The sequence below is a fragment of the Marilutibacter penaei genome (genome assembly GCF_014145395.1).
Lineage (GTDB): Bacteria > Pseudomonadota > Gammaproteobacteria > Xanthomonadales > Xanthomonadaceae > Marilutibacter > Marilutibacter penaei.
On record NZ_JACHTE010000004.1, the window covers coordinates 233112 to 255235 of the forward strand.

20 protein-coding genes, 1 tRNA gene and 1 riboswitch are annotated in these 22124 nt (G+C 67.4%); of the genes, 13 read left to right on the plus strand and 8 right to left on the minus strand.

From position 1 onward, the window contains the following. Positions 1-162 precede the first annotated feature (162 nt). The 7 genes from metK (at position 163) to H4F99_RS07020 (ending at position 9452) form a co-directional block, all read left to right on the plus strand. Positions 163-1395, plus strand: coding sequence for a methionine adenosyltransferase (metK, locus tag H4F99_RS06990; protein WP_182669009.1), 1233 nt, complete (start codon positions 163-165; stop codon positions 1393-1395). A gap of 183 nt (positions 1396-1578) precedes the next feature. After that, the gene (locus H4F99_RS06995; protein ID WP_182669010.1) at positions 1579-2358 is read left to right on the plus strand and encodes an Ig-like domain-containing protein; all 780 of its coding nucleotides are present in this window, start codon (positions 1579-1581) and stop codon (positions 2356-2358) included. Positions 2359-2742: 384 nt separating this feature from the next. Beyond that, the gene (locus H4F99_RS07000) at positions 2743-4182 is read left to right on the plus strand and encodes a circularly permuted type 2 ATP-grasp protein (protein ID WP_182669011.1); all 1440 of its coding nucleotides are present in this window, start codon (positions 2743-2745) and stop codon (positions 4180-4182) included. Further along, positions 4182-5207, plus strand: coding sequence for an alpha-E domain-containing protein (locus H4F99_RS07005; protein WP_182669012.1), 1026 nt, complete (start codon positions 4182-4184; stop codon positions 5205-5207). Before H4F99_RS07000 ends, H4F99_RS07005 begins: the two co-directional genes overlap by 1 nt. Positions 5208-5274: 67 nt before the next feature. Then, complete coding sequence (locus H4F99_RS07010; protein ID WP_182669013.1) at positions 5275-6021, plus strand: proteasome-type protease; 747 nt, start codon at positions 5275-5277, stop codon at positions 6019-6021. 57 nt (positions 6022-6078) lie between these two features. Then, positions 6079-6173, plus strand: a riboswitch (S-adenosyl-L-homocysteine riboswitch). A 57-nt stretch (positions 6174-6230) separates the two neighbouring features. Next, a complete protein-coding gene (gene ahcY / locus H4F99_RS07015) occupies positions 6231-7694 on the plus strand; it encodes an adenosylhomocysteinase (RefSeq protein ID WP_182669014.1) in 1464 nt (487 codons plus the stop codon). Between the two features lie 204 nt (positions 7695-7898). Then, positions 7899-9452, plus strand: a complete 1554-nt coding sequence (locus tag H4F99_RS07020; protein WP_182669015.1) for a DUF1254 domain-containing protein — start codon at positions 7899-7901, stop codon at positions 9450-9452. A gap of 67 nt (positions 9453-9519) precedes the next feature. Here the strand turns inward: H4F99_RS07020 and H4F99_RS07025 are convergent, their stop codons facing one another. After that, the gene (locus H4F99_RS07025) at positions 9520-10077 is read right to left on the minus strand and encodes a DUF3228 family protein (protein WP_182669016.1); all 558 of its coding nucleotides are present in this window, start codon (positions 10075-10077) and stop codon (positions 9520-9522) included. Between the two features lie 115 nt (positions 10078-10192). On the opposite strand from H4F99_RS07025, the gene metF reads away from it, so the two are divergent. Next, on the plus strand, positions 10193-11032 hold the full coding sequence (gene metF / locus H4F99_RS07030) for a methylenetetrahydrofolate reductase [NAD(P)H] (RefSeq protein ID WP_182669017.1): 840 nt from the start codon (positions 10193-10195) through the stop codon (positions 11030-11032). Positions 11033-11147: 115 nt separating this feature from the next. Then, on the plus strand, positions 11148-11852 hold the full coding sequence (locus H4F99_RS07035) for a hypothetical protein (protein ID WP_182669018.1): 705 nt from the start codon (positions 11148-11150) through the stop codon (positions 11850-11852). 4 nt (positions 11853-11856) lie between these two features. On the opposite strand, the gene H4F99_RS07040 is transcribed toward H4F99_RS07035, so the two are convergent. The 6 genes from H4F99_RS07040 to H4F99_RS07065 form a co-directional block, all read right to left on the minus strand. Continuing rightward, positions 11857-13212, minus strand: a complete 1356-nt coding sequence (locus tag H4F99_RS07040; protein WP_182669019.1) for a sensor histidine kinase — start codon at positions 13210-13212, stop codon at positions 11857-11859. Then, positions 13199-13882, minus strand: a complete 684-nt coding sequence (locus H4F99_RS07045; RefSeq protein ID WP_182669020.1) for a response regulator transcription factor — start codon at positions 13880-13882, stop codon at positions 13199-13201. The genes H4F99_RS07040 and H4F99_RS07045 overlap by 14 nt, the downstream gene beginning before the upstream one ends. Positions 13883-14287: 405 nt before the next feature. Then, a complete protein-coding gene (gene rimK, locus H4F99_RS07050) occupies positions 14288-15202 on the minus strand; it encodes a 30S ribosomal protein S6--L-glutamate ligase (RefSeq protein WP_182669021.1) in 915 nt (304 codons plus the stop codon). Between the two features lie 11 nt (positions 15203-15213). Continuing rightward, a complete protein-coding gene (locus H4F99_RS07055) occupies positions 15214-15675 on the minus strand; it encodes an ATP-dependent zinc protease family protein (protein ID WP_182669022.1) in 462 nt (153 codons plus the stop codon). An 89-nt stretch (positions 15676-15764) separates the two neighbouring features. Next, positions 15765-15838: transfer RNA gene (locus H4F99_RS07060), tRNA-Gly, on the minus strand. A gap of 74 nt (positions 15839-15912) precedes the next feature. Next, positions 15913-17724: an autotransporter domain-containing protein gene (locus H4F99_RS07065; RefSeq protein ID WP_182669118.1), complete on the minus strand. Its 1812-nt coding sequence runs from the start codon at positions 17722-17724 to the stop codon at positions 15913-15915. 185 nt (positions 17725-17909) lie between these two features. Here H4F99_RS07065 and thiS point away from each other — a divergent pair, with 185 nt between their 5' ends. The 4 genes from thiS to H4F99_RS07085 all read left to right on the plus strand — a co-directional run bounded on the left by thiS (position 17910) and on the right by H4F99_RS07085 (position 21678). Beyond that, the gene (gene thiS, locus H4F99_RS07070) at positions 17910-18110 is read left to right on the plus strand and encodes a sulfur carrier protein ThiS (protein WP_182669023.1); all 201 of its coding nucleotides are present in this window, start codon (positions 17910-17912) and stop codon (positions 18108-18110) included. 57 nt (positions 18111-18167) lie between these two features. Beyond that, a complete protein-coding gene (locus tag H4F99_RS07075; protein WP_182669024.1) occupies positions 18168-18962 on the plus strand; it encodes a thiazole synthase in 795 nt (264 codons plus the stop codon). Next, positions 18962-19708 (plus strand): tRNA (guanosine(46)-N7)-methyltransferase TrmB, encoded by a 747-nt coding sequence (gene trmB / locus H4F99_RS07080; protein ID WP_182669025.1) that lies wholly within the window; start codon positions 18962-18964, stop codon positions 19706-19708. The genes H4F99_RS07075 and trmB overlap by 1 nt, the downstream gene beginning before the upstream one ends. A 131-nt stretch (positions 19709-19839) precedes the next feature. Continuing rightward, on the plus strand, positions 19840-21678 hold the full coding sequence (locus H4F99_RS07085; protein ID WP_182669026.1) for an SLC13 family permease: 1839 nt from the start codon (positions 19840-19842) through the stop codon (positions 21676-21678). A 15-nt stretch (positions 21679-21693) separates the two neighbouring features. Here H4F99_RS07085 and H4F99_RS07090 read toward each other — a convergent pair whose 3' ends face one another. Then, on the minus strand, positions 21694-22053 hold the full coding sequence (locus tag H4F99_RS07090) for a Rieske (2Fe-2S) protein (RefSeq protein WP_182669027.1): 360 nt from the start codon (positions 22051-22053) through the stop codon (positions 21694-21696). Positions 22054-22124: the final 71 nt, after the last annotated feature.

Genomic DNA, 22124 nt, shown 5'->3' on the forward strand with positions numbered 1-22124 from the left:
CGGCCAAGGCAGTGGCGTTGCGACACCGCGACAGTCGCGTGACATTCCGGGCCCGGATCCTTAACCCGCAGGAAACATCCGGAACGGGCACAATGCACGCTGGCGGCCGGTCCGGTATCATTTCCGGCCATCCTTCTATCCGAATCAAAGGATAAAGACCTGATGTCCAGCTACCTGTTCACCTCCGAATCCGTGTCCGAGGGTCATCCGGACAAGATCGCCGACCAGATCTCCGATGCCGTCCTCGACGCGATCCTCGCGCAGGACAAACGCGCCCGCGTGGCCTGCGAGACGCTGGTGAAGACCGGCGCGGCGATCGTCGCCGGTGAGGTCACCACGACGGCGTGGGTGGACATCGAGGAGCTGACCCGCAAGGTCATCAACCAGATCGGCTACGACAACTCCAACGTCGGCTTCGACGGCCACACCTGCGCGATCATCAACATGCTCGGCAAGCAGTCGCCGGACATCGCCGCGGGCGTCGACGGCAGCGCGAAGAAGCAGAAGAAGCCGGAGGAACAGGGCGCGGGCGACCAGGGCCTGATGTTCGGCTACGCCTGCAACGAAGCCCCGGAGTTCATGCCGGCGCCGATCTACTACAGCCACCGCCTCGTGGAGCAGCAGGCCAAGGTCCGCAAGAAGAAGAACTCCCCGCTGTCGTGGCTGCGCCCGGACGCCAAGAGCCAGGTCACCCTGCGCTACGACAACGCCAACCAGATCGTCGGCCTCGATGCCGTCGTGCTGTCGACCCAGCACGACCCGGGCATCAAGCAGAAGGACCTGGTCGAAGCGGTGCGCGAGCATATCCTTAAGCCGGTGCTGCCGAAGAAGTGGCTCGACGCGCTGCCGAAGAACAAGGTGCACATCAACCCGACCGGCATCTTCGTGATCGGCGGCCCGGTGGGCGACTGCGGCCTGACCGGCCGCAAGATCATCGTCGACACCTACGGCGGCATGGCTCGCCACGGCGGCGGTGCGTTCTCGGGCAAGGATCCGTCGAAGGTCGACCGTTCCGCGGCCTACGCGGCGCGCTACGTCGCCAAGAACGTGGTCGCCGCCGGCCTGGCCGACAAGTGCGAGGTCCAGGTGAGCTACGCCATCGGCGTCGCCGAGCCGACCTCGATCTCCGTCACCACCTTCGGCACCGGCCGGATCAGCGACGACAAGATCGAGAAGCTGATCCGCAAGCACTTCGACCTGCGCCCCTACGGCATCGTGAAGATGCTCGACCTGATCCACCCGATCTACCAGCAGACCGCGGCCTACGGCCACTTCGGCCGCAAGCCGAAGGAAGTCAGCTACGTCGACGGCGCGGGCAACACGCAGGTCGCCACGGCCTTCTCCTGGGAGAAGACCGACAAGGCGGAAGAGCTACGCAAGGCCGCGAAGCTGTAAGCGCACCTGCCACTTCGATACCCGACGGGCCGCCCTGTGCGGCCCGTTTTCATGTGGATATGTGATAAGGCTTACAGGGGCGGCCCAGTGAATGCCGGAGGGTGATGCTGCCGCACGCCAAGGAGAGTTGATGCATGCCTTTCCGAGCAGGTCGGTTGTGCGCTCGACCATAAGGAGGAACACATGAAGGACCTGTGGCCAGAACGCACCGCCACGACACGATTCCACGCTCTACTGGTTGCGATTCTGTTTGCGCCCACCACCGCGGCAATCGAAAGCGGACCCACACGCTCGCCGGCCGCGGCGAGATCGGATAGCCTCGAAGCCGCCCAGGTGCTGCCCGTCCATTTGGCGTCATCGCGAGCAGCCGTCGGGACACCCGATGAGAGCGAGGTAGAAGGGCCCTTCTCCCCCTTTCCGGTGCTGCTGGAGGGCGCAAATCCCTACGCCTTCAATTCCACTGGTGCGACGCTCTCGTTCCGGTTGTCAGGTGACACCTTCAACCCAGACCCGCGCTCTATCAAGCTGTATCGGAACGGCGTGCCCCAGCCAGCCACTGCAATCAGCGTTTCTGAGTCCGTCGTGCGTGTTTCTGGAACCATCCTCGTGAATGGGCCCAATCGAATTGCGTTGTGGGCGGAGGACAGCGGTGGCCTTCCGCTGGAGGTAGAGCGATCGCTTTGGGCGGGGGATAACGTACTTGAGGTGCGAACGGAGGACGAGCACGGCCATGCCCTTCCTGGTGTCACGGTTCGCGTCGCCCTCGAAGCGGACCACCGAGTGCAATTCTCAGGGGTGACCGACGCCCAGGGCATCCTGCTGGTCTCCAACCTGCCGGACAGGATGGTTCGTCTCGAAGGATGGGGCGAAGAGGCGCGGTCTGGATCTCATGCTGCACACGGCTCGGACGCAGTGGTCCGCCTTCGGCTGTATCCCGCTGACGTCCCGGGTAACGTCGATTGAGCGGACTTCTACCCCCGCGGGAAGATGGCCTGATTGACGGCTTGCGTCACGCTGCTAGGTGTCACCCTTGAGGGCGCTTGGATACAGCTCCGAAAAAATCCAACAACGTAATCTCCGGTGCGCGGATGCGCACCCTCCGGCGCGTACGGAAGCCTGGGCGCGGAGCCTTGCGCTACCCGGCATGGAGCGCGTAACGGCGAGTCCATGAGCGCCGACGGGCCGCCCTGTGCGGCCCGTTTTCATGTGGCCTTGCCGCTGGCTCGTGTTAGATGGTGATTCGCGACGGACTCGCGGGCGCCTCCAGCGATGCAGGTGCCCGGCCGCCTCCGGCCCTCCCCCGACTCCCGGTTCGTTGCGTTCCCCGATCCAGACGCGGAGCACGCCATGCCCGACGGCTTTGACGAGATGCACGATGCGGACGGCCAGGTCCGGCCGCACTATCACGCCTTCGACGACTGGGTACGCGGCACGCCCGAAGCCGTCATTGCCGGCAAGCGGCGCGAGGCGGAGATCTCCTTCACCCGCGTCGGCATCACCTTCTCCGTCTATGGCGAAGAGTCGGGCAACGAGCGCCTGATCCCGTTCGACATCGTGCCGCGCATCCTGCCCGCGTCGGAGTGGCGGATGCTTGAAGCCGGCCTGCGCCAGCGCGTCCATGCACTGAACCTGTTCCTGGACGATGTCTACGGCGAGCAGCGCATCCTCAAGGAAGGACGCGTCCCGCAGGCCCTGGTGCTGGGCAACAGCGAATACCGGAAGGAGATGCAGGGCCTGGAGGTACCGGGCGGCATCTACTCCCACGTGTCCGGGATCGACCTGGTCCGCGCCGGCGATGGCGAGTACTACGTGCTTGAAGACAACCTGCGCGTGCCATCCGGCGTGTCCTACATGCTCGAGAACCGGCGGATGATGGCCCGGCTGATACCGGAGCTGTTCTCGCGCCAGCAGATCGCGCCCGTCGAGCGCTATCCCGATGCCTTGCTCGAGATACTCCGGCAGGCAGCCCCGGTCGGCATCGACAACCCGGTGGTCGCGGTACTGACGCCGGGAGCGGCGAATTCAGCGTACTTCGAGCATGCGTTCCTGGCCCAGCAGATGGGGGTGGAACTGGTGGAGGGTGCGGACCTGTTCGTGCGGGACGACATGGTCTACATGCGCACCACCCGCGGGCCCCAGCGCGTGCACGTGATCTATCGCCGCATCAACGACGACTACCTCGACCCGAACGTGTTCCGCCCCGAATCAATGCTGGGCGTGCCGGGCCTCTTCAATGCCTACCGGGCCGGCCACGTCACCCTGGCGAATGCGCCGGGCACGGGTGTCGGCGACGACAAATCGGTCTACCCGTTCGTGCCGGAGATGATCCGCTTCTACCTGAGCGAAGAGCCGATCCTGCACAACGTACCGACCTACCAGCTGCGCAATCCCGATGAGCGCCAGTACGTGCTCGACAACCTCGCCGAGCTCGTCGTGAAGGAGGTCCACGGCGCCGGCGGCTACGGGATGCTGGTGGGCCCCGCCTCGACCCGGGAGGAAATCGAGGCGTTCCGGCAGCGCATCCTGGACGATCCCGACAACTACATCGGGCAGCCGACCTTGTCGCTGTCGACGTGCCCCACCTTCGCCGAGAGCGGGCTCGCGCCCCGCCACATCGACCTTCGCCCCTACATCCTTTCGGGCGAGAAGATCCATGTGATGCCTGGCGGCCTGACACGGGTGGCGCTGCGCGAAGGCTCGCTGGTGGTGAACTCGTCGCAGGGCGGCGGCACCAAGGACACCTGGGTGCTCGACACCGACGCGCCGCTTCCGGGAGGAACCCGCTGATGCTGTGCCGGACCGTCAACGACCTGTACTGGGTGGCACGCCACATGGAGCGCGCCGAGAACACCGCCCGCCTGCTGGATGTCACCCAGCGCATCGCGATGCTGCCGGAGCGCCTGGACCGCGGCAAGGCGCAGGCCGCGCCTTGGCGCCGGGCGCTGGAGGCGCTCGGGGTGGCGGATCGCTTCGAGTCCTGCCACGACCGGATCGACGGGGAAACCGTGGTCGACTTCCTGCTGCTGTCGCCCGACAACCCCTCGTCGATCCACCACGCCTTCCATGCCGCGCGCGAGAACGCACGGGCACAACGGGTGGCGATCACCGCCGAGATGTACGAGGACCTCAACGCGACCTGGCTGGAGATGCGCGGCATCGACGCGGCCCGGATCCGCAACGAGGGCATCAGCGGCGTGCTGGAGTGGATCAAGAACTGCTCCGCCTCGTTCCGCGGCGTCATGATCGGCACGCTCGGTCGCGACGAGGGCTATCACTTCCTGCGCCTCGGGACGTTCATCGAACGGGCGGACTGGGCCATCCGGATGCTCGACGTGGTCGGCAGCGACGCCGACCTGGCCGAAAGCCGCGAGGTACGCGACGCGGTCGAGTACTTCCAGTGGAGTGCCCTGCTGCAGTCGCTGTCGGCCTTCGAGACCTACCGCCGCCTCTATCGGGACTCGGTCAACCCCGTCACCGTCACAGAGCTCATGCTGCTCAATGGCGGCAACCCGCGCTCGCTGCGCACCTGCGTGGGGCGCCTGCACGAGGTCCTGCAGTCGCTCGCGGGGCATGACGGACTGGAGGTGGTGCGGCAGGCCGGTTCGCTCGCCGCCCAGGTCCAGTACGCCCGCCTGGACGAGATCGTGGAGAGCGGGCTGGAGGCCTGGTTGCAGGATGCGATGGCGCGACTGGTCCGGCTCGGCGACGAGATCCATCGCCAGTTCATGTCGGCGGACGATGAAGTGACGCCGGTACCGGCATGGCCTCGCGGCGCATCACAGACCCAGTCGCAGTCGGGTCCGCGACCGTGAGGCAGGCTTGCCCCGCCCGATGCCCGCGGCACAATAGCGCCGACCCCGTCCGCCGCGCGAACCGTCCATGACCTACTGCATCGGAATGAACCTCGACGACGGTCTGGTGTTCCTGTCCGACTCGAGGACGAACGCCGGCGTCGACGACCTCCGCAGCGCCGGGAAGATGCGCACGTTCGGCGCCGAGGGCGAGCGCCTGCTGGTGACGCTGTCGTCGGGCAACCTCTCGCTGACCCAGAACGTGCTCAATCTGCTCGAACAGCGCGCGCGCCACGAGCCCGACCGGCCCGGCCTGCACAACGCCCCGTCGATGGTCGACGTCGCCCAGCTGCTGGGCGACTGCATGCGTGAGGTCCGTGGCCGCGACGAGGCCTACCTGCGCGCCCGCGACATCGATCCCACGGGCAGCTTCATCGTCGGCGGGCAGATCCGCGGCGAGGCGCCCCGGCTGTTCCTGGTCTACTCGGAAGGCAACTACATCGAGAGCACGCGCGAGACGCCCTACTTCCAGACCGGCGAGACGCGCTTCGGCAAGCCGATCATCGATCGCGTCGTCGTACCGGCCACGCCGTTGCACGAGGCCAGCAAATGCGCGCTCGTATCGATGGACTCGACCATGCGGTCCAACCTCTCGGTCGGCCCCCCGCTCGACCTGCTCGTGTACCGGCGCGACAGCCTGGGATCCCCCATCCAGCACCGGCTGGAAGACACCGACCCCTACCTGCTCACGCTGCAGCGGCAATGGAACGACGCGCTGCGCATTGCGCTGAATGCGCTGCCCCCGGCCCCCTGGATGGACGACTGCAGCGGCTGAACGCCCGCTCGTGGCCAGACGCCATGGCACCGCACTCGCGGTAGAATGTCGACCTGCCCCGCCGAGGGGCGCTGCGACCGGGTGACCGCCAATGCGGGCCGCCGGCCAGGCTCGGCGAGCGGCTCTCCATGCAGCAACGGCGCCCGGTCTGCGAACCCCCGCCTCCGTGACGGCCGACGGCCGCCGGGGCGCACAGAACCGGAGTCCACATGAACGCTGTACAGAAGCCCGCTTCCACCAGGCAATTCTCCCAGGACGGTGACTACAAGGTCGCCGACATCTCGCTGGCCGACTGGGGCCGCAAGGAAATCGACATCGCCGAGCACGAGATGCCGGGCCTGATGTCGATCCGCCGCAAGCATGCCGCCGAGGCGCCGCTGAAGGGCGTGCGCGTGACCGGCTCGCTGCACATGACGATCCAGACCGCGGTGCTGATCGAGACGCTGAAGGACATCGGCGCCGACGTGCGCTGGGCCAGCTGCAACATCTTCAGCACGCAGGACCACGCCGCCGCGGCCATCGCCGCTTCTGGCACGCCCGTATTCGCCTGGAAGGGCGAGACGCTCGAGGAATACTGGGACTGCACGCTCGAGGCGCTGAGCTTCCCCGACGGCAAGGGTGGTTACCTTGGCCCGCAGCTGGTCGTCGACGACGGCGGCGACGTGACCCTGCTGATCCACAAGGGCTTCGAGCTCGAGAATGGCGACGAAAGCTGGGTCAACAGCGCCTCGGGCAGCCACGAGGAGCAGGTCATCAAGAACCTGCTCAAGCGCGTCAAGGCCGAGCGCCCGGGCTTCTGGACCATCGTGGTCGAAAGCTGGAAGGGTGTCTCCGAGGAGACCACCACCGGCGTCCACCGCCTGTACCAGCTGGCGCAGGACGGCAAGCTGCTGGTCCCGGCGATCAACGTCAACGACTCGGTCACCAAGTCCAAGTTCGACAACCTGTACGGCTGCCGCGAATCGCTGGCCGACGGCCTGAAGCGCGCGATGGACGTGATGCTGGCCGGCAAGGTCGCCGTGGTCTGCGGCTACGGCGACGTCGGCAAGGGCTCGGCGCACTCGCTGCGTGCCTACGGCGCCCGCGTCGTGGTCACCGAGATCGACCCGATCTGCGCGCTGCAGGCGGCGATGGAAGGCTTCGAGGTCAATACCGTCGAGAGCACGCTGGGCCGCGGCGACATCTACGTCACCACCACCGGCAACAAGGACATCATCACCGTCGAGCACATGCAGGCGATGAAGGACCAGGCGATCGTCTGCAACATCGGCCACTTCGACAACGAGATCCAGGTCGATGCCCTGTATGCCCTGGACGGCGCGACCCGGACCAACATCAAGCCGCAGGTCGACAAGATCACCTTCAAGGACGGCACGTCGATCTTCCTGCTCGCCGAAGGCCGCCTCGTCAACCTGGGCTGCGCCACCGGCCATCCAAGCTTCGTGATGAGCAACTCCTTCGCCAACCAGACGCTGGCGCAGATCGACCTGTGGGCGAACCGCGAGGCGTACGCGAACAAGGTCTACCTGCTGCCGAAGCAGCTCGACGAGGAAGTCGCGCGCCTGCACCTGGAGAAGATCGGCGTGAAGCTGACCCGCCTCAGCAAGGAACAGGCCGACTACATCGGCGTGCCGGTCGACGGTCCGTACAAGCCGGAGCACTACCGCTACTGAGCGAAGCCAGGCACGATCGATGATCCGGAACGGGCGCCCTCGGCGCCCGTTTCCGTTTGCGACGCCGAGCCGGCTACCGGCACGGCTTCGTGACAGTGCATTAACAACCAGGCCATTCGCACATGGCAGCATCGTTCCGGCACACGGCGCCACGCGGTGCCGTGCCATCATCCATCGACACGATGCAGGGACCTCCACCTCATGATGAAGCAACCCCTTGTACTGGCCATGGCGTTGGTGCTCGCTTCGGCTTGCAGCCAGGCACCGGACGACACCACGCCCACGGACACCGCGGCGAAGCCTGCACCCCAGGCATCCTCCCCTCCCCCGTCTGACGCCGCGAGCGCCGAGGTCCCCGCCGGACAGGTGGTCGCGCCCGGCACGGCGGCCGACGTGCCCAAGCCTGTTGCAGGCGCACCCGTTTCTCCCGAATACGCCGCGGCGATCGGACAGATGGCGTACATCTGGGGCTGGCCTCTGGTCAACATGCACAATCGCCAGACACTGTTCGCAACCGCGCCCCACCCCGGGCTTCTCGGCGGTGTGTTGCCGGTGGCGCCGTTGAACCAGCTGAGCATGCTGTCGGACTACCTGGCACCGGAGCAGCGCTTCGTCACGTCGCCAAACCAGGACGTCGTCTACGGCGCTGGCTTCCTGTCGCTCGACAAGGACGCGGTCGTGGTCCAGGTCCCCGATTTCGGCGATCGGTTCTGGGTGTACCAGGTGGTGGACCAGCGTAGCGACTCGTTCGCGAAGATGGGTATCCAGTACGGGACGAAGCCCGGTGCCTACCTCCTCGCCGGGCCTGGATGGGACGGTACGGTCCCCGACGGCATCGTCGAGGTCTACCGCTCGCAGACCAATCTCGGCGCCGTGTTCCCGCGCGTGTTCATGGACGATACCGCCGAGGATCGCGAAGCAATCCAGCCACTCATCGACCAGGTCATGGCGTACCCGCTGTCCGAGTTCACGGGCGAGATGCGAACGACCGACTGGTCCGAATCCCCCACGATCCCCAACCCCAATGCGGGCGGCGACGGGGAGACACAGTGGGTCGTCCCGGAGGATTTCTTCGACGTCCTGCCGACGGTCATGGAGGAGACCCCACCATTGCCTGGCGAGGAAGCGCTCTACGAGTCCATCCGCTTCGTCCTGGACGCCGCCCAGAAGAATCCGGAACTCAAGAAGGCCCTGACCGAGACGGCCATGCAGACCGAGAATGCGGTGATCGCGCCGATGTTCGAGTTCCGCAACAACGGCGTCGAAGCAGGCAGCGGATGGCGGACCCAGAAGAATGCCGCCCGGTTCGGCTTCGGTTATTTCCAGCGCACGGCGACGGCCAAGGGCAACATGTTCTCGAACGTGCCGGATGAGACGATGTACTTCGGCGCCGACTTCGACGGTGAAGGCGAGCGGCTGAATGGCGCCAATGCCTATACCGTCACCTTCCCCGCGGGGCAGTTGCCTCCGGTGCAGGGGTTCTGGTCGCTGACCCTGTACAACAAGCAGCACTTCTTCCACCCCAACGCGCTGAACCGCTTCTCGCTCGGGACGAAGAACAAGGCGCTCGTCAACAACCCCGACGGTAGCCTGACCCTCTACGTGCAGGCCACGAATCCGGGTGGGGAGAAGGAAGCGAACTGGCTGCCGGCCCCGCAGGATGACTTCTCGCTCTACATCCGGGCCTACTGGCCGCAGGAAGCGATCACCAAAGGTACCTGGGTGCCGCCCACGATCGAGCGCGTGTCGGCGAACTGACCGGCGGGCAGTCCGCACGCCACTCACCGGGTCGATGCCGCTTCGACGGCATCGACCCGTCGACCGCCTAGGGCCGCCAGTTGGCGTTGTTGTCCCAGAACTCGACCGCGCGCCGGTACGCGTCCCGGTCGATCGGCACCCCCGAGCCCCCCTCGTCGACGCCCAGCGCGTTGCGCATCATCGTGATCGGCGCCATCGGGATCTCCGCGGGCTCGCTCGTGTACAGGCAACCGACCACGCCCCACTCGCGATCGATCGGGCTGCCCTCCTTCGCGAGTTGCGCGGCGCTGTACAGGATCACCACCAGGTAATCGGCCACGGGCGGCTCGACGCCTTCGAACCAGCGCACCAGCACCGGCAATTCCTGCCGGGAACGCGCCTCGTAGGCGGAACGCAGCAGGTGCCGGTTTTCGTCTGTGACCGGCACGGTCAGGCAGCGCGTCGAGGTCCAGTTCCGGTGCACGTGCAGCTTGCAGAACGGCGCATAGCCGTCGAGCACGGCAACCGGGCGCTCCTCGTTCAAGCGCTGCTCGAACTGTTCCGGGCTGCAGTCCTGGACGGTGTTGCCACGCGGTTCGCGCGGAAAAAGGCGGGTGCGGGCGAAATCGGTCAGGCGGATCGACATGCAGGCGGAACCCATGGGGCATCACAGGGTACCGCGGAGACGAGGGTCCCATTATTTCCATTCATCGCGATAGAGAGATATACTTCCGACTCTCCAACGGCCGAGCGCCCGCACGATGAGCCTTTCGACCCGTACGCCGATCAGCTTCGAGTTCTACCCGCCCAAGACCGACGAGCAGCGCACCCAACTGGACCGCACTGCGGCCCGGCTCAAGGCCTACGCGCCGGAGTACGTCAGCGTGACCTTCGGCGCCGGCGGATCCACGCTCAGCCACACGCCCGATGCCATCCAGCGCCTGGCCCGGGAGCACGGGTTCAGCGCCGCACCGCACATCACCTGCATGGGCGGCTCGCGCGAAGAGATCCGCGGGATGCTGAAGCTCTACAAGGCGCTCGGCGCGACGCGACTCGTCACCCTGCGCGGCGACCTGCCCTCCGGCATGGCCAGCCCGGGCGATCTGCGTTACGCCAACGACCTCGTCCGGTTCATCCGCGACGAGACCGGCGACCACTTCCATATCGAAGTCGCGGCCTATCCGGAAACGCATCCGCAGGCACGCGACGCCCACGCGGACCTGACGCACTTCAAGCGCAAGGTCGATGCGGGGGCGAACGGCGCGATCACCCAGTATTTCTACAACGCCGACGCGTACTTCCGTTTCGTGGACGACGCGCGCGCGGCAGGCGTGGACGTTCCGATCGTGCCGGGGATCATGCCGATCTCGAATTTCAGCCAGACCCGGCGGTTTTCCGAACTGTGCGGCGCCGAGATCCCTCGCTGGATCAGCCAGCGCATGCAGGCATATGGTGACGATGTCACGAGCATCCGCGCATTCGGCACCGAGGTGGTCGCGCAACTGTGCCGCCGGCTGATCGAAGGCGGTGCCCCTTCCCTGCACTTCTATACGCTCAACCTCGCCAAGCCGACGGTCAGCGTGCTCCAGCAGCTGGCCTGAACCGCACCGCGTGCCCTGGCCGGCGTCCCTTCCGGCAGGCCAGCCCGCCCGCTAGGCTGGAAGCATGCCCGCACGTCCCCCCCGCCGTTCGCCCCATGTCCGCTGCATCGCGAGCATGGCCGTGCTCCTGGCCGGGATGGGCGTGACCGGTCCAGTGGCGGCCGAGGTGCGTCGCTGCACCGCGCCCGACGGGAGCACCATCTTCACCGACAAGCCATGCAGCACGCTCGGGGCCGTCGAGCGCATCCGCGAGCCCGGCACTGGCCGTAACGCGCATGCGGTGCGTACCCGCTGCATGGCCAGCATCGACGAACTGGTGTTCGAGATGTCGCTCGCGCTGGATGCCGGCGATGCCAACCGGCTCGCCGGCGTCTACCACTGGACGGGCATGTCCTCGCGCACGGCGTATGCCGCGGTCGAGCGTCTCGACCGGATCGCCAGTCGACCGCTGGTGGACATCGTCCCCGTGTATCCGGAGCCGGATCCCCCGCCACTGCCTCCGCCCCCCATGCCGACACCCGACGCCGCCGCGGGTATCGACCCGGACCCGCTGCCCTATACCGAGCGCCTCGCGAGCCGTCATGGCGCGGCGTCCGCAACGCCGGAAGCCGCCCCGGCGGGAGCGGGCGCGGTGCCTGAAGCACGGGCGCCTGAAACGCTGGCGCCGGACGCCGTGTCGGTGGCGCCGCTCCCGACCTCCCCGCGCCCACCACGCCCGACCGGCATCAAGCTCGTGCAGACCCTGGCCAATGGCAGCACGCCCTCGACCACCGTCTTCGGCTTGACGCGCCATTTCGGCTGCTGGTGGATCCGGGACTGAGGAATCACGCCTCGGCGGAGCCGGCACCCTCCGGCTCGAAGGACAGGGTCGCGACCACGCCCTGCCGGTCGCCCGGGGTGACCCGCACCTCCCAGCCGTACAGGTCGCACAACCGCCGGACGATGGACAGGCCGATGCCGCCTCCCTGCGAATGGCCGGCATGGGTGCCCCGGTAGCCGCGTTCGAACAACATGGCGGCGTCCTTGGCGCTCAGCCCCGGCCCGGAATCGATCACTTCCACCCAGTCCGGATGCAGGCGGACGATTACCTCGCCCTCCTTGGTGTACTTGACCGCGTTTCCGATCAGGTTGCCCAGTGCCACCGACACGGCGGCCTCCGGCGCGTCGACGTGCAATTCGCTATGCCCTTCGATCCGCAGGTCCAGTGGCTTGCCGGCGATCTGCGCACGGTGCGCATCCAGCAGCTGCTCGGCGACACGGCCCACGTCGGTATTGCCGTGCCCCCGTTCGTTGCGCGACAGCAGCAGCAGCGCACTGATGAGATCGGTGCATTGCGCCTCGGCACGCTGGATGCGCGACAGCCGGACTTCCGACTTGCTGTCCAGGTCGGGATTCGACAGCAGCAGCTCGACCGCCCCCTTGATGACCGCAAGGGGCGTCCGCAGTTCGTGGCTGACGTCGGCATTGAACTCACGGTCGCGCTGCACCACCTCGGTCAGGCGCGCGGAATAGTCATCCAGCGCCTCGGCGAGCTGGCCCACTTCGTCGTCGGGAAAGTGGCTGGCCAGCTGCTGGGGCTCGGCACTGTCCCCGGACTCCTTCAGCCGTGTCGCGAGTTCCGATACCGGACTCATCACCCGCGATGCGGACCACACGCCCACGAAGAACGACAGGAAGGTGAACACCACCACCACGCCGATGATGGCGCGGTTGAACTGCTTCTCGCCCTGCGCGGCCTGGCTCATGTCGAACGTCAGGAAGAACCACGCATCCGGGCGCTTGCGCACCGCCATCTTGAGCACGCGATCGGTGCCGTCCTCGTCGCGCTCGGTGACCGTGTGGATCCCGTCCTGCAGGTCGTACCAGATCGGCTTGTTGATGCGGACCAGCTCGAACTTGTCCGGCGTGTAGACGTAGGCCCTGAACTGGTTGACGTCGAGCTGGAAATCGGGGTTTTCCGGATCGAGGTCCATCTGCCGCGCCGCTTCGGAGATGTTGCGGGTCAGCATTTCCTCGACGAGCTGGTTCTCGACCTTGTTGCGGGTGTAGTTGGTCGCCCATGCGAACAGCGCCGTCAGGCCAAAGCCCAGCAGCACGAAGGCCAGGATGATGCGGCTGCGGAGCTGGCGACGGAAACGCCGCCGCCGGCGGCGCGGGGCGCCCTCCTCAGTCGCGCTCATCGGGCGCGGCGATGCGATAGCCGATGCCGTGGCGGGTCTGGATCAGGGGGGTCTCGAAGGGCTTGTCCGCCACCGCGCGCAGACCGTGGATGTGCACGCGCAGGCTGTCGGAGTCCGGCAGTTCCTCCCCCCACACGCGGGTTTCCAGCTCCTGGCGGGTCACCACCGCGGGCGACGCCTCCATCAACGCCTGGAGGATCTTCAGCGCGGTCGGGTTGAGCTGGAGCAGCTTGCCCTGCCGGCGGACCTCGAGGGTATCCAGGTTGTATTCCAGGTCGCCGACGGTGAGCACGCGGGTCTGCACGCCCCGTCCGCGCCGCGCCAGGGCATTGAGGCGCACCTCGACCTCCTGCAGGGCGAACGGCTTGATCAGGTAGTCGTCCGCACCGGAGTCGAAGCCCGCGAGCTTGTTGTCCAGGCTGTCGCGGGCGGTGAGCATCAGCACCGGCGTCTGCTTTCGCGCGTCGTTGCGCAGCTTGCGACAGACTTCCAGCCCGTCCATGCCCGGCAGATTGAGGTCGAGCACGATGGCATCGAAATCATGGACCACGGCCAGGTGCAGACCGGTAATGCCATCGGCCGCGAAGTCGATGGTGTGGCCGCGGTCTTCGAGGAAATCGCCGAGATTGGCAGCGATGTCCTGGTTGTCTTCGATCACGAGTATGCGCATCTCGCCTTTCCTTGAGGGGATCGGGCCCCGGTGCGGACGGTGGGCCACCGGGGATCGTACGGGCTCCTGAACAGGCCATCCCGCCTACCATTCCACGATTCTGCCAGAGCCGGCGCCGATCGCCGTGCAGGCGGCGTGCAGACGTCGCTGGCACCGGCGCGGCGCGCCAACAAAAAGCCCAGGACGCGGGACACCGCGCCTGGGCAAGAGTCTGGCTTGTACTGCCCCGATACCGTAACCCGCTGGATTCCGAGGACTGACCTTAGACCGGGTCGAGTTGCGGCCCGAGCAAGGCTACGCGAGCATCGATTAAAGGGCTGTTAAAGAGCGGTGCCGATGTCATTGCCCATCAAACTTCACCTAAAAAACCAACAAAATCCGCCAACAGGCAGCCATCGTGCCGCATCATCCGCGGCGTGAAGCGACCGCCCGCTTGGCGGCGCGCCGCCGGTAGCGCTCGTTGACATAGGCAATGATCTCCCCCGCCACGTCGACGCCGCTGGCATCCTCGATGCCTTCCAGGCCCGGCGATGCGTTCACTTCCAGCACCAGGGGGCCCCGCTTCGCGCGGATCAGGTCCACGCCGGCGACGCCCAGCCCGAGCACGCGCGCCGCGCGGATCGCCACCTCCTGTTCGGCCACGGTGGCCTTCGCGCCCCGCGCCTTGCCCCCGCGGTGCAGGTTGGAACGGAAGTCGCCGCGCGGCGCCACCCGCTTCATGGCCGCGACCACGCGGTTGCCGATCACGAAGCAGCGCAGGTCCGCGCCCTTCGCTTCCTCGATGAACTCCTGCACCACGAACTGCGCGTACAGGCCGCGCAGGGCCTCGATGACGCTGCGCGACGCGGACAGCTTCTCGGTCAGCATCACGCCGGCGCCCTGGGTGCCTTCGTTGAGCTTGATCACATGGGGCGGGGGGCCGAGCATCGACAGCAGGTCGGTGGTGTCATCGGGGTTGTCGCCGAACACCGTGACCGGCAGCCCGATCCCCTGCGCGGCCAGCATCTGGTGGCTGCGCAGTTTGTCGCGCGCGCGCAGGATGGCGTCGGAGGGGTTCGGGGTATAGACGTCCATCAGTTCCAGCTGCCTCAGGACGGCGGACCCGTAACGGGTGACCGAGGCGCCGATCCGCGGGATGACCGCGTGGTACCCGGCCATCGTCTTTCCCTTGTAGTGCATCTGGAACCCGTCCGAGGCGATGCGCATGTAGCACCTCAACGGATCGAGCACGCGCAGCGAGTGGTTCTGCTCGCGCGCCGCCTCCGCCAGCCGTCGGGTCGAGTACAGCTTGGCGTTGCGCGAAAGGATCGCAAGTTTCATGGAGCTACCGGTCAGGAAGAAGGGAGGACGTCCGGCGGACGGCCATGCACGAAGGAGCGTGCCGGATCGACCGTGAACACACGGGCCAGGGAGGTGCGGCCCATCAACATCGGGAACAGCATGCCGGCCCGGTCGGACAGGTTGATTTCAACCTCCCGTTCGATCCCGGCCAGCACCAGGGAGGTCCGCAGGAACACGCGGCGGGTCGTCCGCCCCCCGGAGTCGGTGACCTCGCGTTCGTCCAGGATGGGCGCGACGGCCTCGCGTGCCTGGCCGGCCACCCCCGGCGAGAGCAGGAAGCCGGCCCAGGGGGCACCCTGCTCGAAGAATCGCCACTGGCGATCGACGTGAAGCGTGGACGTCCGGGCCCCGGTGTCGACCTTGGCCTTCACCGCATCCAGGCCCAGCCCCGGCAGCGCCACCCACTCCCGCCACCCCACCACGATCCGTGCGTTCGGCAGGCGCTCGCTCATCGTCGTCTCCCTGGCAGCGATCGGCGGGCGGGACGCCCCTGAACGACAACGGCGACCCCGACCCCAAGGTCGAAGCCGCCGCCTGAAAGTGGAGCGGGTGATGGGAATCGAACCCACGCCATCAGCTTGGGAAGCTGAGGTTCTACCATTGAACTACACCCGCATGGCGCGAAGTCTACGCTGCACCGGGCGCGGCAGGCAATGCGGGCGGCAGCCGGGCGACGCGCCCGCCCTGGACTAGAACCCCTTGCCCACGCTGACGAAGGCGCTGAGGTTCTCGCTGCCCTCGCGCGCCACCGCGCCGGTCACGCCGAAATCCGCCTCCAGCCCGGCGAAGCGCGCGCGCGCGCCCAGCAGGACCGTACCGTGGTCGCCGTCGATCTCCAGCCCCGGCACCGCGTATGGCGCGGCGTTGGGCAGCGACTGCATCCGCGCGAAGGCCTCGGCGCCCTCTTCTTCCTCGAAATCATGCTCCCAGCTCAGGCGCGCATAGGGCCTGAAAGAGGCGCTGGCCTCGACCTCGACCTGCCAGCCCACGCTGCCGACCAGCGTGTCGAGGTCCTGCCCGGCATAGGCGAGTGACGTCGCCATGTCGGGGTGGTCCTCGACCATCTCGTCGATCTCGATGGTCTGGGACACCAGCGATGCCACCGGGCCGTGGCGCAGGGCACCGTGCTCGAATTCGTAACCGGCCTGCACCGCGACGGTGAGGTTGCTGCCATCCGCCTCGCTGCGGTGGCGACGCGTCGCCGGACCCAGTTCGACCTTGCGGTCGAACTCGTAACTGGACCAGGTGTAGCCCAGCTGGCCACTCACCCAGGCCCGCTCGCCGCGCCAGCCGAGATAGCCGCCGAGGGTGGTGTCGTCGTAGGAGAACTCCCCGAACCGGCTCCCGAAATCCAGCGACTGGGTGCCATAGCCGACGAAGCCGCCATAGACCAGGCTGCCGCTGCGCCAGTCCAGGCCCGCCGACAGGCCCGGGCCGTTTCCTTCCGCGTCCACCATCAGGCCGGCGTCCTCGTCGAACTTCTGGTAGTCCCCGCGGACATCCGCCCACGCACGCATGCCCTCGCTGTCGGGTCGCCCCTCGAGCTGGGCGAACACGCGCTCCGCACGCATCGCACCGGTGGTCTCCTCGGCGTGCGGCATCAGCGAGGCCACGCGCGGCGCCTCGATCACCGAAATCGCGTAGTCGGCGATGATCCGATGGGCCGCGGACGTCGGGTGCACGCCGTCGGCGAACGCATACGTGTCGGCTGCGTCCGGGCTCACGTAGGTGGCCGGGTAGCAGGTGACGGACTGCGCCGTGATCTGGGGCTGGCAGGCGGTGCCGGTGACGTTGCTGAAGCCGTAGGCGCCGGGATTGCCGGTCACTTCGCGCAGCAGGTTGAAGGTGTCCAGCGGAATGACCCGCAACCCTGCGGCCGACAGGCCGGAGAACAGGGCGTTGTTGTACGCCACCGAAAGCTGCGTGCCCTGCGCCTGCGCCAGTGCTCCCTGGGCAATGAACGACGGCGTCACGCCAAGGTCCGGGATGGTGGGCACCAGCACGTAGCGGGCGCCGGCACCCTGGAGCGTCCCGACGAGCCCGACCTGCTGCGTGATCGCGGTCCCGATGGTGACGTCGGCCGGTGCGCCCGCCGTCACGGCGAACAGGTCGTTGGCACCGCCCCACACCGTGTACAGCGCGTTCGGATCGGCGCGGCCACCGGTGCTGGCCAGGTAACTGCCGACCTGGGTGCCGATGGACGGGATCGGCCCGAGCGCGCCGCTGGAATCGGTGCCGACGCGGGCACCGCCGACCGCGTAGTTGCTGCCGCCCTGGTTCGCGGCATAAGCCTCGTCGCCATAGAAATCGGCCAGGTACTCCGACCACACCAGGCCCGGGTTGGTCGTGAACTTGCCGAGGATCGCCGCGGAGGGGCCGGCCTGCTGCACCAGCGCCGGCCTGAAATACCCGGAATCGGTCAGGCTGTCGCCGAAGAACACGGTCTGCGAGAAGGTCTGGGCGAACGCGGGGGCGGCCGCCAGCGCAAGCGCTACGGCCAGGGCGGTACGGGCGGGAGTCTTCATGGAAGTCCTGTGGGAAGGCGGGCGGGCATCATCGTTCCGCGACGTGCACATACGCCAGCGGATGGAGATATCCAAGCACGCCGGCACCGGGGGTTCACGCCGCAGTGCGTCATGGCCCGGCGTCGCTTCACACGGCACGCGCTTCGCGGGAAAATGCAGGTATGGACATCACGATCAACGGGGAACCGCGCGTGGTGGCGAGCGACGCCACCATCGCCGCGGTGCTGAGCGACGAAGGGCTGGCCGGGCGACGGGTGGCGGTGGAGGTCAACGGCGAGATCGTGCCGCGTGGCCGGCATCAAGAGCACCGGCTGGGCGAAGGCGACCGGGTGGAGATCGTGCACGCCCTCGGCGGGGGCTGACACCGCCTGCGACCATCCGGCGATCGCGTGCCCCCGCCGGGGTGCGATAATGCGCGGATGAATGCTCCCCTTCGTACCGACCCGCTCGTCATCGCGGGCAAGACCTACGCCTCGCGCCTGCTCACCGGCACCGGCAAGTTCAAGGACCTCCAGGAAACCCGCGCCGCCACCGATGCCGCGGGCGCCGAGATCGTGACCGTCGCGATCCGACGCACCAACATCGGCCAGCACCCGGGCGAACCCAACCTGCTCGACGTCCTGCCGCCCGACCGGTTCACGCTGCTGCCGAACACCGCCGGCTGCTACACCGCCGAGGACGCCGTGCGCACCTGCCGGCTTGCCCGCGAACTGCTCGACGGCCACGCACTGGTCAAGCTGGAAGTACTGGGCGACCAGAAGACCCTGTTCCCCGACGTCGTCGCCACGCTCGACGCGGCCGAAACCCTGGTGAAGGACGGTTTCGACGTGATGGTCTACACCTCGGACGACCCGATCCTGGCCCGCCGGCTGGAAGAGATCGGCTGCGTCGCGGTGATGCCGCTGGCCGCGCCGATCGGCTCGGGACTGGGCGTGCAGAACCGCTACAACCTGCTTGAGATCGTCGAGAACGCCCAGGTGCCAATCATCGTCGATGCAGGCGTGGGCACCGCATCGGATGCGTCCATTGCGATGGAGCTCGGCTGCGACGGCGTGCTGATGAACACCGCGATCGCCGGCGCGGGCGATCCGGTGCTGATGGCCCATGCGATGAAGCTCGCGGTGGAAGCGGGCCGAGCCGCGTTCAAGGCCGGCCGCATCCCCCGCAAGCGTTACGCGTCTGCGTCCAGCCCGGTGGACGGACTCATCGGCTGATGGGCGGAAGCGACGACCGCCCGGGCCCCGGCAAGGCGCCGCCAAAGCCCTTCACCGTGCACGAAGGCCAGCGCCAGATCCGCAGCTTCGTGTTGCGGCAAGGCCGCTTCACGCCGGCGCAGCAGCGCGCGTTCGACGAGGCCTGGCCGCGCTTCGGGATCGATTACACCGGCGAACCCCGCGACTTCGACGCCCTGTTCGGCCGTCCCGCGCCGAAGGTGATGGAAATCGGCTTCGGCAACGGCGAGGCCCTGCGCTTCGCCGCCCGCCAGGATCCCTCGCGCGATTACATCGGCCTCGAGGTCCATGCGCCTGGTGTCGGCCGGCTGCTCAATGCGCTGTCCGACGACGGCAGCGACCACGTGCGCATCTACCACCACGACGCGGTGGAAGTCCTGGAGCGCGAGGTCGCGGACGGAACGCTCGACGAGATCCGCATCTACTTCCCGGATCCCTGGCACAAGAAGCGCCACCACAAGCGGCGGCTGGTCCAGCGGCCCTTCGCCGACCTGCTGGTGCGAAAGCTGCGGGACGACGGCCGCTTGCACCTCGCCACGGATTGGCAGGAGTATGCGGAACATATGTGGGACGTACTCGATGCCACCCCGGGACTTCGCAACCGCGCCGGCATGCGCGGCGCCGTGCCCCGCCCGGCATGGCGGCCACAGACCCATTTCGAGACGCGGGGACAGAAGCTGGGGCATGGCGTGTGGGACCTGCTCTACGATCGCGTGGACGCCACGTGACCCCCTCACGGCTTCGCTCCGGTACGCGGCCACGCACGCCTCACGCGGCCCCCGCCACACTCACCGGGCGGTGGCCGTCGCAGGCCGTCCGTTCCCCCCGCCCCTGATCGCGACTTCCTGACCCGACCCTGATGGACACCGCGCTGACGCTCACCACCGACATGAAGCTCGTGCTCGGACTGGTGGGCTTCACGATGGTGATGTTCCTGTTCGAGCGCATCCGCGCCGACGTGGTCGCGCTGGTGGTCCTGGTGATGCTGGGCCTGTCCGGCCTTGTCGCACCGGACGAACTGTTCAATGGCTTTTCCGGCCAGGCCGTCATCAGCGTGATCGCCACGATGATCCTCGGCGCCGGACTCGACCGAACCGGGGCGCTCAACCGCCTGGCCGCATGGCTGTTGCGACGGGCGCACGGCGTCGAACAGCGACTCATGTTGTTGACGGGCGCGATCGCGGGCCTCAATTCGTCGTTCATGCAGAACCCGGCGGTGATGGCGCTGTACCTGCCGGTGGCCTCCCGCCTGTCCTCGCGTACCGGCCTGTCGCTGCCGCGGCTGCTGTTGCCGATCGCGGCCGCGATCATGATGGGCAGCGCGCTGACGATGGTCGGCAACTCGCCCCTGATCCTGCTCAACGACCTCCTGGTCGCGGCCAACAGCAACCTGCCCTCGGGTGCGGCCACGCTGGAACCGCTGAAGATGTTCGCACCGCTGCCGATCGGCCTGACCCTGCTGGCCGCGGCACTCGCCTACTTCCATTTCTTCGGCCACAAGCTCGAGCGTGAGGACAGCGGCAAGGGCGTCACCCCGGCGCGCACGCAGAGCTATTTCGCGAAGGCTTACGGCATCGAAGGCGATGTGTACGAACTCACGGTGACCGCCGAAAGCCCGCTCGTGGGCATGTCCCTGGGCGAGGCCGAGGCCCTGCACGGGGCGCCACTCCTGCTGGCACTGAAGAGCGACAACGAAGAACGGCTGGCCCCGCCGGCGGAAACCCGCATCTGGGTCGGCAGCGTGCTGGGCGCGATGGGGCCCAAGCAGCAGGTCGCGGATTTCGCCCAGAACCAGTTCCTGCGCCTCAGCTCGCGCCTGCGCAACTTCGGCGACCTGTTCAATCCCAGCCGCGCCGGGATCTCGGAAGCGGTGATCCCGCCCACCTCCGCGTTCATCGGCAAGACCGGACGCGAGCTGGAACTGCGCAAGCAGCGCGGGATCAGCCTGCTGGCGATCAACCGCGACAAGACGGTCCTCCGCGAGGACGTGCGCAACCAGCCGTTGCGCGCCGGCGACATGCTGGTGCTGCACAGCATCTGGACGGACCTCGCCAAGGCCGCGGCCGGCAAGGAGCTGGTGGTCGTCACCGACTACCCGAAAGGCGAGCAGCGCCCGCACAAGTTCAAGCTGGCGATGGGCATCTTCGCCGTGGCCATGCTGCTGGCACTTTCTTCCCGGCTGCCGGTGTCGCTGGCGCTGATGACCGGCGTCGCCGGCATGTTGATCGCCGGGGTGATCCACATCGACGAAGCCTACTCGGCGATCAACTGGAAAACCGTCTTCATGATGGCCTGCCTGATCCCGCTGGGCTGGGCGATGGATTCCAGTGGCGCCGCCGCATGGGTCGCGGGGCACAGCATCGAGCAACTGCCCGATGGCACGCCCATATGGATCATGCAGTTGTTGCTGGGCCTGTTGACCACCGCGTTCTCGCTCGTCATCAGCCACGTGGGCGCGACCATCGTGGTGGTGCCGCTCGCGATCAACATCGCCCTCGCGGCAGGCGGCAGCCCGACCGCCTTCGCGCTGATCGTGGCGCTGTCGGCCTCGAACAACTTCATGACGGCGTCCAACCCGGTGATCTCGATGATCTCCGGTCCGGCCGGCTATACCGCGAAGGAACTGTGGAAGATCGGCGCACCGTTGTCGCTTGTGTACACCACGATCGCGGTACTGATGGTCAACCTGCTGTTCTGAGTGACGCCCGGCCGCTCAGCGCGCGAGCCACACGCCACCATCGCGGACCTCGAGCGCCACCTCGCGCAGGGCATCGCCGCGGCACGGGCCCGCGACGCATTCGCCACGTTGCAGTTCGAAGCTCGCCCCATGCGCCGCACAGACCAGCAGGCCCTCCTTGCTCCGCAGGAATTGCCCCGGCGCCCAATCCAGGCGACGGCCCGCATGCGGACATACGTTCAGCCATGCACGCACTGCATCGCCCTCGCGCATCACCACGAGGGACTCCGCATCGCCATCCAGTACCGCTGCGACCTCCACCAGCGCACCGTCCGGCAAGGCCGACCACGCGACCAGTGGCGATGCATCGGCGGGAACATGAACCTCGTCACTCATGCTTAACGAATCCCTTACACGGTCACACGGGCATCGCCCGATACTCCGCCCACGGCGATGTTGCCGCATTG

What these genes read in the sequence shown, in the direction of transcription:
- H4F99_RS07085 (WP_182669026.1), top strand. Translation starts at nt 19,840, where the DNA reads ATGGACACCGCGCTGACGCTCACCACCGACATGAAGCTCGTGCTCGGA.
- rimK (WP_182669021.1), bottom strand. Translation starts at nt 15,202, where the DNA reads ATGAAACTTGCGATCCTTTCGCGCAACGCCAAGCTGTACTCGACCCGA.
- H4F99_RS06995 (WP_182669010.1), top strand. Translation starts at nt 1,579, where the DNA reads ATGAAGGACCTGTGGCCAGAACGCACCGCCACGACACGATTCCACGCT.
- trmB (WP_182669025.1), top strand. Translation starts at nt 18,962, where the DNA reads ATGGGCGGAAGCGACGACCGCCCGGGCCCCGGCAAGGCGCCGCCAAAG.
- H4F99_RS07010 (WP_182669013.1), top strand. Translation starts at nt 5,275, where the DNA reads ATGACCTACTGCATCGGAATGAACCTCGACGACGGTCTGGTGTTCCTG.
- metK (WP_182669009.1), top strand. Translation starts at nt 163, where the DNA reads ATGTCCAGCTACCTGTTCACCTCCGAATCCGTGTCCGAGGGTCATCCG.
- H4F99_RS07090 (WP_182669027.1), bottom strand. Translation starts at nt 22,053, where the DNA reads ATGAGTGACGAGGTTCATGTTCCCGCCGATGCATCGCCACTGGTCGCG.
- H4F99_RS07025 (WP_182669016.1), bottom strand. Translation starts at nt 10,077, where the DNA reads ATGTCGATCCGCCTGACCGATTTCGCCCGCACCCGCCTTTTTCCGCGC.
- ahcY (WP_182669014.1), top strand. Translation starts at nt 6,231, where the DNA reads ATGAACGCTGTACAGAAGCCCGCTTCCACCAGGCAATTCTCCCAGGAC.
- H4F99_RS07005 (WP_182669012.1), top strand. Translation starts at nt 4,182, where the DNA reads ATGCTGTGCCGGACCGTCAACGACCTGTACTGGGTGGCACGCCACATG.
- H4F99_RS07040 (WP_182669019.1), bottom strand. Translation starts at nt 13,212, where the DNA reads ATGAGCGCGACTGAGGAGGGCGCCCCGCGCCGCCGGCGGCGGCGTTTC.
- H4F99_RS07055 (WP_182669022.1), bottom strand. Translation starts at nt 15,675, where the DNA reads ATGAGCGAGCGCCTGCCGAACGCACGGATCGTGGTGGGGTGGCGGGAG.
- thiS (WP_182669023.1), top strand. Translation starts at nt 17,910, where the DNA reads ATGGACATCACGATCAACGGGGAACCGCGCGTGGTGGCGAGCGACGCC.
- H4F99_RS07000 (WP_182669011.1), top strand. Translation starts at nt 2,743, where the DNA reads ATGCCCGACGGCTTTGACGAGATGCACGATGCGGACGGCCAGGTCCGG.
- H4F99_RS07075 (WP_182669024.1), top strand. Translation starts at nt 18,168, where the DNA reads ATGAATGCTCCCCTTCGTACCGACCCGCTCGTCATCGCGGGCAAGACC.
- metF (WP_182669017.1), top strand. Translation starts at nt 10,193, where the DNA reads ATGAGCCTTTCGACCCGTACGCCGATCAGCTTCGAGTTCTACCCGCCC.
- H4F99_RS07020 (WP_182669015.1), top strand. Translation starts at nt 7,899, where the DNA reads ATGAAGCAACCCCTTGTACTGGCCATGGCGTTGGTGCTCGCTTCGGCT.
- H4F99_RS07045 (WP_182669020.1), bottom strand. Translation starts at nt 13,882, where the DNA reads ATGCGCATACTCGTGATCGAAGACAACCAGGACATCGCTGCCAATCTC.
- H4F99_RS07035 (WP_182669018.1), top strand. Translation starts at nt 11,148, where the DNA reads ATGGCCGTGCTCCTGGCCGGGATGGGCGTGACCGGTCCAGTGGCGGCC.